Below are 12570 nucleotides of genomic sequence, written 5' to 3'. Positions count from 1 at the left end.
AGCGATCGACCGGGGATCTCAGGGATCGGTCCTCACAGGCGCGAGAGCTCGTCGACCAGGTCGTCCAGGCCCAGCGGCCCCTGTGAGAGGGCGGCCATGTGCCAGGCCTTCGCGTCGAACGCCTCGCCGTGCGCCGCCCGCGCGTTGGCGCGGCCGAGCAGCCAGGCGCGCTCGCCCAGCTTGTAACCGATGGCCTGCCCCGGCATCGACAGATAGCGGGTCAGCTCGCTCTCCACGAAGGACGGCGGGCGGCTGCTGTGCCGCTGGAAGAACTCCTGCGCCAGCTCGGGCGTCCACCGCTCGCCCGGGTGGAACGGCGACTCCGCCGGGATCTCCAGACCCAGGTGCATGCCGATGTCCACGATCACCCGGCACGCGCGCATCATCTGCCCGTCGAGGTAGCCGAGGCGGCGCTCCGCGTCGGGCAGGAAGCCGAGTTCGTCCATCAGGCGCTCCGCGTAGAGCGCCCAGCCCTCGCAGTTGGCGCTGACCTTGCCGATGGTCGCCTGGTAGCGGGAGAGCCGGTCGGCGACGTGCACCCACTGGGCGAGCTGGAGGTGATGGCCGGGTACGCCCTCGTGGTACCAGGTCGACACCAGGTCGTACACCGGGAAGCGCGTCGTGCCGTCCACCGGGAGCCAGGTGCGGCCGGGCCGCGAGAAGTCCTCGGACGGGCCGGTGTAGTACGGAGCCGCGGCGCCGCCCGCCGGGGCGATGCGGGACTCCACCCGCCGTACCCGCTCGGCGAGTTCGAAGTGGGTGCCGTCGAGCGCCTCGATCGCCTCGTCCATGAGCCGCTGGAGCCAGACCCGGACCTCGTCGACCCCTTCGACGTGGGTGCCGTGTTCGTCGAGGTGGGCGAGCGCCTCCCAGGGGCCGGCGCCCGGCAGGATCCGCTCGGCCTCGGTCCGCATCTCGCCGAGCAGCCGGTGGTACTCGGTCCAGCCGTACGCGTACGCCTGGTCGAGGTCCAGGTCGGTGCCGTTGAAGTAGCGGGTCCAGCGCTGGTAGCGCTCGCGGCCCACCGTGTTCGGTGCGTCGGCGACGGCCGGGGCGTACACGTCCCGCATCCAGTCCCGCAGGGCCACGACGGCCTCGGTGGCGCCCCGGCCCGCCTTCGCGAGCGCGGCGCGCAGATCCTCGGGCAGGGCGTCGGGGGCCGCGGCGGCGAACTCCTCGAACCAGCCCGGCTTCCCGCTCTCCGCGCCCGCCCACTCGGTGAGCTGGTCGACGAAGGTGGCGGTGGGGCGCGGCCCGCCGAGGAGCTTGCGCTCGAGCCCGAGCGCGAGCGCGGAGCGGTAGCCCTCCAGCGCGGCCGGGACGGCCCGCAGCCGGGCGGCGACCGCGGCCCAGTCCTCCTCGGTATCCGTCGGCATCACCGTGAAGACGATGCGGACGCTGTGCGCCGGCGAGCGCATGTTGCTCACCGTGCAGAGGCCCTCCTCGGCCTCGAACATGGCGAGTTCCGCCGTCAGTCGCTCCCGCAGCAGACGGGCGCACCGCTGCTCGGCCTCGCTCTCCGCACCCGGGACGCGCTCCGCCGCGTCGAGCCGGGCGAGCGTCCGGCGCGCGAGGTCGGCCACGGCCCGCTGGCCGGCCGGCGAGAAGTCGGGCAGCAGTCCGGCGCTCTCCTTGACTCCCAGGTACGTACCGGTGATCGGGTCGAGGGCGATGAGTGCGTCGACGTGTTCGTCGGCGACCTGGCGGGGCAGCGGGCTGCTGGAAGTCTCTGGCATGGGGGCCATCCTGGCGCCTCCGCGGGGCCCGCGTCACCCTCGTCGGGGCTCAGTCGGCTGACAAGGAGGGGCTCGGAGAAGGCGGCAGAAGCGGGCCGCACTCCCACTCCTGGAAGATCAGCCGGGTCTCGACGCGTGCCACCTCGCGGCGTGACGTGAACTCGTCGAGCACGAGTCGTTGCAGGTCGGCGGGGTCCGCCACGGCCACGTGCACCAGGTAGTCGTCGGGTCCCGTCAGATGGAACAGCGCCCGGGACTCCGGCAGGGCCCGGATCCGGTCGACGAACGGACCGATCAGTTCCCGCCGGTGCGGCCGGACCTGGACGAGAAGGAGCGCTTCAAGCCCTCGGCCGAGTTTGGCCGGATCCAGTCGTAGCTGGTGTCCGAGGATCACGCCCGTACGACGAAGTCGCGCCACCCGGTCGAGGCAGGTGGACGGTGCCACTCCGACCTCGGCGGCGAGTTCGCGGTAGGTGGTCCGGGCGTCGTTCTGCAGCAGGCGAAGAATGTGCAGATCGACCGTGTCCAGTACGACAGAATCGGCCATCTGGCGAACGTAGCACGGCGATTTCCCGCTACTTCCCGGTATCCGTTCACAGTGCCGCCATGGACGCCATGGACTACGGCCCCTCGGACACCCCGAGAGCCCTCGCCACCGAAGCAGTGCACGCCGGCCGCGAAGACCTCGCCTCGCTCGGTCTGCACGCCCCGCCGATCGACCTGTCCACCACCTACCCCTCGTACGACGCCCGTGCCGAGGCGGCCCGGATCGACGAGTTCGCCACCACCGGAGCCCGGCTCGACGGGCCGCCGGTCTACGCCCGGCTCGACAACCCCACGGTTGCCCGCTTCGAGGAGGCACTCGCCCGTCTGGAGGGAGCCGAGGCCGGCGTCGCGTTCGCCAGCGGCATGGCCGCCCTGACCGCCGTCCTGCTCGCCCGGGCCGGCCAGGGCCTGCGCCATGTCGTCGCGGTTCGTCCGCTGTACGGCTGCAGCGACCACCTGCTCGACGCCGGCCTGCTGGGCACCGAGGTGACCTGGACCGACCCCGCGGGCGTGGCGGACGCCATCCGGCCCGACACCGGCCTGGTCATGGTGGAGTCGCCCGCCAACCCCACCCTGGCCGAGGCGGACATCCGCGCCCTCGCCCACTCCTGCGGCTCCGTGCCGCTCCTGGTCGACAACACCTTCGCCACGCCGGTGCTCCAGCGCCCGGTCGAGCAGGGTGCCCGCATCGTGCTGCACAGCGCGACCAAGTACCTCGGCGGCCACGGTGACGTGATGGGCGGCGTCGTCGCCTGCGACGAGGAGTTCGCCCGTACCCTCCGCCAGGTCCGCTTCGCCACCGGCGGAGTGCTGCACCCCCTCGCCGGCTACCTGCTGCTGCGCGGTCTCTCCACCCTGCCGGTCCGGGTGCGGGCCGCGTCGGGCACGGCGGCCGAGCTGGTACGGCGACTCGCCACCGACCCGCGGATCGCACGGGTCCACTACCCGCGGATCGGCGGTGCCATGATCGCGTTCGAGGTGTACGGCGACCCGCACGACGTGATCGCCGGCGTCCGGCTCATCACCCCCGCCGTCAGCCTCGGCAGCGTCGACACCCTCATCCAGCACCCGGCCTCCATCAGCCACCGCATCGTGGCCGAGGGCGACCGGCGCTCGGCGGGCGTCAGCGACCGCCTGCTGCGGATGTCCGTCGGCCTCGAGGACGTCGAGGACCTCTGGCGGGATCTGACCTGGGCGCTCAGCGCTCCGCCCGCCGCACCCCTTCGTGCGGCTGTTCCTGCTGCGTCTCCCGGTGCTGCGGCCGGGCGGCCGGCCGCGGTGCCGAGGCCAGCCGGGCTGTGATCACCAGGGTGCCCTCCTCGATCTGGTAGTCGAGGGGGAGGCTGAGCGCCCGCATCGCGGCCACCATCCCGGTGTTGGACGACTGCGTCACCGCGTACACGCTCGCGCAGCCGGCCTCCTCGGCCATCGCCACCAGCCGGCCGAGGAGCTCGGAGCCGATGCCGCGCCGCTGCCAGTCGTCCTCCACCATCAGCGCCACCTCGGTCTCGTCGCCGTCCCAGAGCAGATGCCCGAGGGCGACGAGCCGGCCGGAGGTCGTCTGTACGGCGAGGGTGCGTCCGAAGCGGGGGCTCAGGAGATGGTCGAGGTAGCGGTCGGCGTCGCCGACGGGGCCGTGGTAGCGCAGGCCGAGGGTGCGTGCCGAGCACCGGTCGTGCATGGCGCGGGCGGCGGGCAGGTCGCGCTGGTCGGCGCGGCGGACGGTGATCTCGTTGCCCTCGGGGAGGGTCAGGACGTCCTGGCTGCGCGGGAGGCGGGGGCCGAGCCGGGCGTCGAGCTCCACGAGGGCGCGGGCCCGGGCGAACTCGGTCGGGGTGAAGGGCAGATAGGGCCGCTCCACGATGAGCGTGCCGCCGTTGGGGTCGCGCAGCCGCATCACGGTCTCCTCCAGGACGCCCTCGACCGGGGCGTGTTCGCCCGTGGGGCGGCCGGTGAGGGAGACGGCGGGCACGGTGTGCAGGGTGCAGCGGCCCAGGAGCTGGCGCAGCGCGAGCGGCAGCTCGGCGGCGTCGAGGGCCGTCCGGGTGGCCAGGCCGAGGACCCGGGTGGGGGTGTCCACCAGGTCGTGGGCGTCGGCCCGCTCGGTCCAGGTGTCGCGGCCGCCGGCCGCCGCGGTCTCGCGGGAGAGGGCGTGGGCGGAGAGATCGGCGGGGGCCCGCAGCAGGAACTCGTCGACCGTGCCGTCGGCGAGCGGATGCGTCTGGAGGGTGAGGATGTCCACGCCCAGGCGGGCGAGGACCGTGCACAGGGCGGCGAGGCTGCCCGGCGTGTCGGCGACGGTGGTCCGCATCCGCCACAGCGCGGTCTCGACGGGCACCACGGGCCCCGTCTCCTGCTGCTCCTCGGGGGCTGGACCGGCGGGGGCGGCCACCGTGGGGGCGGGGGGCGGGGCATGGCTCGCATGACTGTGCCTCCGCGCCCACCAGGTGTGGAAGCCGGCGGTGGCGACCAGCGCGATCGCCGAGAACACCAGGAGATAGGGTCCGTCGGGCCCCTTCACGATGCTCTTGGCGATCGTGTCGGCCACCACCACCGCGGTGAACAGGGCGGCCAGCTCGATCAGGTCGTGCCGCCAGTGGTGCGGACGGCGAGCACTCTTCGAAGACGTCACATCGGTCATGACCTCACTGTGACCCAGTGGTGTTGCGTGATCACGAACGCTTTGTGACTGACGGGTTAAGCGCCCATCTAGCGGCTTAAAGAACGATTCAGACCGTTTCTGTCAGAGGCTGATCGGCCCCCCGACGGAGTGCGCCCGACAGCCGCTTCGCCTGGACGACGAACTGCGAGGCACTCCTCGCCGAGGCCGTCGCGTCGAGCCCGGCCACCTCACCCCGTGCCCCGCACCGCTCCACACAGTCCGCCGCGACCGCGAGCACCTCACCCAGACCGCGCACCGGCTTCTCCCCGCCGAGCAGCTCCGGCAGCATCGGCTCCAGGACCGCCCAGACCGTGCCGTACGCGCCCGTGGCCGCCGTCGTCCGCAGCGCGTCCGCCAGCCGGTTCGGCTTCACCGAGCCCTCCACGACCAGCCACGCCAGCTCCGTCCCGAGCCGCCGGGCGTCCAGGTCGCCCCGCGACGCCAGGACGAGCAGCGCGTCCACCGCGCGCAGCCGGTCGTCGGCGTCCTGACAGCCCAGACCGAACGCCAGGGCGAGATGGACGGCCCGGCCGACCGGGCCGCCCGCCTCGGCGAGCGCGGTGAGCGGTTCGGTCACCCCGCGCTGGTCCGCGTCGGCCCCCGAGGCGAGGGAGGCGAGGACGCACGCCGCCACGAACTCACGGTCCACGGGCAGCGCCGCGGCCCAGTGCGCCCGCGTGTCCAGCCAGTGGTAGCAGCGACGGGGAGCGGCCCGCAGCTCGCCGCCCAGCCACCGGAAGGCCGCCGGGAACTCCTTGCGCAGGTCGGACCGCTCGTCGATCTCCACGACGATCCGGTCCGTCAGCCACCACTTCTGCGAGGCCCGGTCCTTGCCCCTGGGGAGGAACCGCACCTTCGTCCCGAGGGCTTCCCCCGCCCGCAGCCATGCGGCGAGCCGGCGTCCCGCCCGCGTCCCGAGCGCCTCGGCCTGCTCGGCCGCCGGCCCGGCCGACGGATCCCCGCGCCCGACCCGGAGCAGCGCCTGGGCGAAGTCGGCCGGGGCCGGCTCGACGCCCGCCTCCCGGTAGCCGCGCAACCGCTCCACCAGCACCAGCGGGTCGATCTCACCGGTGTGCACGGTCGGTGCGGCGAGCAGGAAAGGCAGCGCGTCCGTGCCGATCAGGCCGGCGGCCTCCCACAGGCGCGCGTCGAGGATCCCCGACAGCGCCTCGTGGTGGCAGGCCTTCCGGTCGTTCCCCCTCGCCCGCGCGGAGTCGACGCGCCGCCCCGGCAGCACGCCCAGCAGCCCCGCGAGAACCACCTCGGCCCCGTGGGTGTAGTGGGTGAAGTAGTGCGGGTTCTCCCAGTGCTCCGCAGGGAAGGCCTCGCGCACCGCCGCCTCCAGCCCCGCCCGGTCCTGTCGCGCGAGCCGCACCAGACCGTCGAGCGTCCGCTCGAACTCCGTCGGGTCCTGGTACCGGCCCCTCGTCAGCAGCTCCTCCACCAGTGCCTCGACCGACGTCGCCGGGGGAGCCACCGTCTCCCGCTCCGGGACCGGGGGCAGGATCTCCTCGTACGGGACCCCGGCGTCCGCCTCCAGGTCGGTCCCGAACAGCGCGACCGCCGCCGGACGGTGCACCGGACTCAGCAGAGCGGCCTGCTCGGCGAGGTCACGGCGTACGGAGGCGTCCACCGCCGCCGCATGACGGCCCACCAGCTTCAGGGCCCGCTCCTGGATCGTGGTGTCCTCGTGCCCGAAGGCCTCGGCCACGGCCGGAAGCAACTCACCCACCGCGCCAGGCTCCCGCGCCAGCACCTTGCCGACCAACGTCAACTGGGCCCGCACCAGCTTCTTCTCGGTACGGAACAGCACCCCGCCCGTCATCTCGGCCAGGGCCCCGGCCGACAGCGCGCCCTCGGCGGCGAGGCCCGCGAGAACCTCCTGCGCGTACCCCGCGACCGGGGACGGCGCATCGGCGGTCATCCCGATCCAGTCCGGGACACGCTCCCGGCGCTCGGCCCCGCTCGGCTCCACGAGCCGCAGCATCTCCAGCGGGAACCGCAGGTCCCGGGCCCGGCCGCCGCGCAGCAGCCGGGAGACGCACAGGTCCACGACCTGCGCCCGGTCGAGCACACCCTCCGTGACGAGAGTGGCGAGCGCGGTCGGCCAGTGCGTCGGCGCCTCGGGGCCGACCGACCAGGTCAGCCGGTCGGGCGTCTCGGCCATGGCGAGCGCGTGCGGCACGAGCACCCGCGTGTGCGAGTCCTCCCGGAGCCGCTCCAGAAGGCGCGCGTCGGTGATCTCCCGCGTCCACGCGAGAACATAGCCGTCGGTCGCCGGTACCGCGCACCCCGAGCGCTCCACGAGTCCGCGGATCAGACCGTAACTGCTCTCCGCCACGGCCGGCCGCGCCGCGAGCCGCTGCGCCACGTCCCCCGCCCACGCCGGGTCCCGCCCTGCGAGCACCGACAGGACCAGGGTGCCGTCCTCGGAGCGCCAGCTCAGCAGGTCGCGTCCGCCGAGCCAGGTCGCCGTCGCGGCCGCGCCGGTCTGGCAGCCGGCGCCCGCCACGTACAGCGCGCGCCGCACGGCGGTCGCCTCGTTCCACCGCTTCCAGTCCCAGGCGCGCACCTCGGAGCGCAGGGACTTCAGCTGTCCGAGGGCGGTCTTCCGGTCGGCGGCGTCCAGCGGCTCCAGGAGTGCCGGCACCTTGTGGGCGCGCCCCGCGCGCACCGTCGCGAGCAGCTGCTCGACAGGGGTGCCGGCCTCCGGACCGCCCGTGCCCCCCGCCGTACCGCCCGCGCTTCCCGCGTCGCTCACCACGTCGTTCCCCGCCCCGCGCACCACGGCGCTCCTCACCTTGGTCATCATGCTGTCCATCACCCTGTTCACCAGGCCGGTCCCCACCTCGGTCCCCCCACTCCCCGTGTCCGCGGCGCTCCCCGTCATCGCGCGGCCCCGGCGACCGCCGCGCCGTCACCCGCGGCATCCGTGGGCTCGGGCGTCGCGCCCCGCCGCACCATCCGGACCGCGAGCGCGTGCTTGCACGGGCCGCGCCGGCCCCGGTAGTCGGCCCACCACTGGCAGGTGCAGCTCAGCACCCCGTCCGACTCCCGTACCCGGTAGCGCCGTTCGCCCGAGGCCACCGTCGCCAGATCGCCTTCCACGGTCACCGCCCCCTCCGCGACCAGCCGACGGGCACTGACCAGGCGGGGGTTGTGCCGCTCGGCACGGTCCGCGTCGTACGGCAGCTCCCGGTGGAAGTACGCCGCGTCCGCCACGTCGTACCCCACGCGCCCGGCCGTGCCGAGCCGGGTCAGCGCCGCCCGCACCCGGTCGATCGTGAGCCCTGCCTGCGCCGCCAGATCGGCCGGGTCGATCCGCGGCTCCCAGGCGAGGAGGACCGCGACCAGCTCGGCGTCCTGCGCGGCCTCCTCCGTCGCGAGGGCCTCCAGAACCCCGCCCTCGCCGGAGAACCCCCGCGCGGAATCCGGCGACAGCGTCAGCGTGAGCCGCATGCCGGGCAGGACCACCTCCCAGGCGCTCGCCGTGGCCAGGGTGCCGTCGGGTACCGGCCCGTACACCCGGAGCCCCGTCGCGTGCCGCAGCACCCGCTCCAGGGCGACGAGCCGGTCGGGCCCCGGCAGACACACCGCGCCGGCTCCCGGCCGGGTCGTCGGCCGGAGGGTCGCGCCGGACTGCGTGATCCACATCGGACCGCGCCCACGGGCCTGGTTGCGGGGCAGGGACCGGAGGAATCGCACGGCCTCGGCCCCGCTCAGCTCGGCCCGCAGATCGAACCGGGCCGAGGCGACCTGCGCCTCGGCGAAGCCCCGCAGCCAGCGGTCCGGCAGCGGGACCTTCTTCTCCACGACCGCCCCCGCGAGCGTGGTCACCGCCATCTCCTCCGGACCCACCCGGAGATGCAGCGGATCGTCGCCCGTCATCCGCGACAGCGCTTCGCGCAGTGGGTTGTTGACGTCGACGTTGGTCGTCCCGTGCCCCGTCTCCGTCCCGCCCAGACCCTCGTCGAGCACGTCCAGGCGCGCGTACACCCCGCCGCAGCCGGAGAACGACTCGAACCGCAGCCGGTCCCCGTTCCCCGTCACCACCGGGTCGAGCGATCCCGGCCGTATCCGCTGGTGGTAGCGGGCCGCGGCCACGTCGGCGACCGCGAGCAGACCGCGGGCGGCGACCTGGGGCGAGGCCAGGAAGCCGGCGAAGAAGCGGGGATGGGCCTCTGCCCCCCGGGGCGTGAGACCCCCCGCCGTCTCCAGACCGAGCAGCCGGCCTGAGCCGGTCGACTCCAGCGCGGAAGGGCGGACATAGGCGAGTGCCTGTACGGATCGCGTCATGGGAACGACGTTAGGACCAGGCACTGACAATCACGGGGGAGCCGAGACCCACGACCGGCGGGAACCGCTCCCGCACCACGTCCGACCAGGCGTCACTACCCGGCGGGACCCGCTCCCGCACCCTGCCCGACCAGGCGTCACTGCCCGACGCGACCCGGCCGCAGTACCTTGCTGAACAGCACCGTCCCGCCCTCCGCCCGCAGACGGACCGTCAGCTCCCCGCTGTGGCCGTCGATGTCGACCTCTCCGAAGTACTGCGGGCTCTCCATCGGGGACAGATTGGCCCGCTCGGGCGCCCGGACGAACACCCGCTCCGGGCCGAACGTCGCGTCCAGCGCGTTCGCCGGGAAGCCGCCCGCGGCCAGTGGGCCGGACACGAACTCCCAGAACGGCGCGAAGTCCTGGAAGGCGGCCCGCTCCGGCGCGTAGTGCTGCGCCGAGGTGTAGTGGACGTCCGCCGTCAGCCACAGCGTGCCCGTGATCCGCCGGTGCTTGACGAACCGCAGAAGCTCCGCGATCTGCAGCTCACGGCCCAGCGGCGTCCCCGGGTCGCCCTGCGCGATCGCCTCGATGTTCGTGCCGTCCGGGACGACCAGCCCGATCGGCATGTCCGCGGCGAGCACCTTCCACACCGCGGTGGAGGCGGCCAGCTCCCGCTTGAGCCAGGCGAGCTGCTCGGCGCCGAGGATGCCGGTGGTGTCGTCGGCCTGCCGCCCGGGCGAGTTGGCGTTCCGGAACGAGCGCATGTCGAGCACGAACACGTCGAGCAGCGGCCCGTACCGCACCACCCGGTGCATCCGGCGCTCGCCACCGCCCCCGCGCGCGTGGAGGGTGGACACCGGCGTGTACTCGCCGAACGCGCGCAGCGCGCGCGAGGCGAGGACGTCCACGTCCTTCTCCGTGTAGCGCGCGTCGTCCAGGATCTGGCCCGGGTACCAGTTGTTGCGCACCTCGTGGTCGTCCCACTGCGTCACCGTGGGCACCTGCGCGTTGAACGCCCGGACGTTGTGGTCGAGGAGGTTGTAGCGGAAGTTGCCCCGGTACTCGTCGAGGGTCTCCGCGACCTTCGACTTCTCCGGCGTCGTGACGTTCCGCCAGATCCGTCCGTCGGGCAGCGTCACGCTCGGCTGGAGCGGTCCGTCGGCGTAGATCGAGTCGCCGCTGCACAGGAAGAAGTCCGGGTCGAGCCGGCGCATCTCCTCGTACGCGCGGAAACCGCCGATGTCCGGGTTGATGCCCCAGCCCTGCCCGGCGATGTCGCCCGACCAGAGGAAGCGGACCCCGTCCCGACGCCGCTCCGGGGCGGTACGGAAGGTGCCGGTGATCCGCTCGCCCGTCCGGCGCGGGTCGTCCGGGTCGGTCAGGGTGACGCGGTAGTGGATCTGCTCTCCGGCGGGCAGCCCGCGCAGCGCGGTGGTGCCGGTGAAGTCCGTGCCCGCGCCGATCAGCGGGCCGTGGTGGCGGCGCGCCCGCCGGAACGACTCGCTCGCCGAGGTCTCCACGAGCATGCGGGCCGGCCGGTCCGAGCGCACCCACACCAGCCCCGAGGACGTCGTGACGTCGCCCGTCTGCACCCCCCACTCGGCCCGGGGCCGGCCCGACAGCGCGAACGCCGGGGCGGCGAGGCCGGTCCCGCCGAGGGTGAGCGCCGCCGACGCGGCGAGTGAGCCGCGCAGCACGCTGCGCCGGGCGGGAGAGGGGGAACTGCCGGGTACGGGCTGGGACATGGAAGGGCCTCCGAGGGTGTCCGGGCGGGGGCGGTGCGTCGCCCCATGCCTAACGGCCGGGGGCGGCGCCCACACGAACCCCGCGTGAACACTCGCGGGAGGGCCGCCGAGGGCCTCCGGGGCGGGGCGGGGGAACGGGTCGCCTCATTCCCGGCCGACCGCCTCCGCCACCCTGCGTATCCCGTCCGACACGACGGTCGGCGCCAGGTGCGCGTAGCCGATCACGAGACGCACCTCCCCGTCCCCGGGGCGCGCCGTGCCGTACTCCTCCAGGGGCCGCAGCGCCACCCCCGCCTCGGCGGCCCGGGCGAGGAACCGCTCCGGTGGCCCGTAGTGCCCGGGTACGCGCGCGATGACGTGCAGTCCGGCGGCGATGCCGCTCACGACGGTGCCCGGCAGGTGCTCCGCGAGCGCTGAAAGGAGGGCGTCCCGGCGCTCCCGGTAGGCGCGTTGGCAGTGGCGCAGCTGCCGGTCGTACGCGCCGCGCGTCACGAACTCGGCGAGCACCGCCTGGTCCAGCACGGGGTTCCCCAGGTCCATCGTCCGCTTGCGCTCGACGACCTCGGCGAGCAGCGCCTCGGGGACGAGCGTCCAGCCGAGCCGCAGACCGGGCGCGAGCGACTTGCTGACCGAGCCGGCATAGACGACCCGCTCCGGGTCGAGCCCCTGGAGCGCGCCGACGGGAGCCCGGTCGTACCGGAAGTCGCCGTCGTAGTCGTCCTCCAGGACGTAACCGTCCACCGCCCGCGCCCAGTCGAGGAGCGCGGCACGGCGCTCCGCCGACCAGCTGATCCCGGACGGGAACTGGTGCGAGGGCGTCACGACCACCGCCCGTACCCCGGAGGCGGCGAGCGGCTCCGGCCGCAGCCCCTCCTCGTCGAGCGGCAGCCACACCGTGTCCAGACCGGTCGAGGCGAACAGCCGCCCGTGCTCCGGGCTGCCCGGATCCTCGATGCCGACCGCGGCGAGCCCCCGCGCCCGCAGCACGAAACCGAGCAGGGTCGACGCCTGCGCCACCCCCGAACACACCACGAGCCGCTCGGGATCGGCCACCACGCCCCGGCGCCGGGTCAGCATCGCGGCCAGCGCCTGCCGCAGTTCGGGCAGTCCACGCGGATCCGGATACCCGAGGGCGGGGTGGGGGAGACGCGCGAGGACGGCCCGTTGGGCCGCCGACCAGGCCGATCGCGGGAAGAGCGACAGATCGGGTGTCCCGGGCCGGAAGTCCACCCGGACCTCGGGCGCACTCGCACCCGCCCACCTGGCGTGCGTGCCGCCGTGTCGGCTCCTCGCCGCGTCGCCCACCCATGTGCCCGCGCCCCGGTCGCTGCGCAGATAGCCCTCGGCGGTGAGCTGTTCGTACGCCTCCGTGACCAGGCCCCGTGAGACGCCCAGGTCGCCCGCGAGCGCGCGGGTCGACGGCATTCGGGTCCCGGCCGCGAGCCGGCCCGAGCGCACCGCCTCGCGCAGCGCCTCCTGGAGCGCCCGGCCGCGCCGCCGCGCCGGGGCGGCGGCGGCCGGCAGGAGCACTTCCCAGGCCGCCTGTCCCTGGCTCCTCATGTCCGTGTGGCCCTTCTCCCCGTCCCGCCGCGCGCCGGCGGTC

8 protein-coding genes are annotated in these 12570 nt (G+C 74.4%); 1 reads left to right on the top strand and 7 read right to left on the bottom strand.

Annotation, left to right across the window (positions count from 1 at the left end; all coding sequences use genetic code 11):
• Positions 1–32 precede the first annotated feature (32 nt).
• Together OG392_RS05915 and OG392_RS05910 are read right to left on the bottom strand one after the other, a co-directional pair.
• Positions 33–1736: a DUF885 domain-containing protein gene (locus OG392_RS05915; protein WP_329276345.1), complete on the bottom strand. Its 1704-nt coding sequence runs from the start codon at positions 1734–1736 to the stop codon at positions 33–35.
• A 49-nt stretch (positions 1737–1785) separates the two neighbouring features.
• On the bottom strand, positions 1786–2283 hold the full coding sequence (locus OG392_RS05910) for an Lrp/AsnC family transcriptional regulator (protein WP_329276343.1): 498 nt from the start codon (positions 2281–2283) through the stop codon (positions 1786–1788).
• A gap of 59 nt (positions 2284–2342) precedes the next feature.
• Here OG392_RS05910 and OG392_RS05905 point away from each other — a divergent pair, with 59 nt between their 5' ends.
• Complete coding sequence (locus OG392_RS05905) at positions 2343–3584, top strand: trans-sulfuration enzyme family protein (RefSeq protein ID WP_329276341.1); 1242 nt, start codon at positions 2343–2345, stop codon at positions 3582–3584.
• Here OG392_RS05905 and OG392_RS05900 read toward each other — a convergent pair.
• The 5 genes from OG392_RS05900 to pdxR all read right to left on the bottom strand — a co-directional run bounded on the left by OG392_RS05900 (position 3481) and on the right by pdxR (position 12527).
• Positions 3481–4923, bottom strand: a complete 1443-nt coding sequence (locus tag OG392_RS05900; protein WP_329276339.1) for a GNAT family N-acetyltransferase — start codon at positions 4921–4923, stop codon at positions 3481–3483. The two genes, OG392_RS05905 and OG392_RS05900, sit on opposite strands and share 104 nt — an antisense overlap.
• A gap of 88 nt (positions 4924–5011) precedes the next feature.
• Complete coding sequence (locus tag OG392_RS05895; RefSeq protein ID WP_329276338.1) at positions 5012–7756, bottom strand: DUF7824 domain-containing protein; 2745 nt, start codon at positions 7754–7756, stop codon at positions 5012–5014.
• 74 nt (positions 7757–7830) lie between these two features.
• Complete coding sequence (locus OG392_RS05890) at positions 7831–9240, bottom strand: SWIM zinc finger family protein (protein WP_329276336.1); 1410 nt, start codon at positions 9238–9240, stop codon at positions 7831–7833.
• A gap of 137 nt (positions 9241–9377) precedes the next feature.
• A complete protein-coding gene (locus tag OG392_RS05885; protein WP_329276333.1) occupies positions 9378–10967 on the bottom strand; it encodes an alkaline phosphatase D family protein in 1590 nt (529 codons plus the stop codon).
• 144 nt (positions 10968–11111) lie between these two features.
• Complete coding sequence (pdxR, locus tag OG392_RS05880; protein ID WP_329276331.1) at positions 11112–12527, bottom strand: MocR-like pyridoxine biosynthesis transcription factor PdxR; 1416 nt, start codon at positions 12525–12527, stop codon at positions 11112–11114.
• Positions 12528–12570: the final 43 nt, after the last annotated feature.

Origin of the sequence: Streptomyces sp. NBC_00691 (genome assembly GCF_036226665.1) — a bacterium.
Lineage (GTDB): Bacteria > Actinomycetota > Actinomycetes > Streptomycetales > Streptomycetaceae > Streptomyces.
Note: the sequence above shows the minus strand (reverse complement) of the source record. Positions and strands in the feature narration are given on the sequence as shown.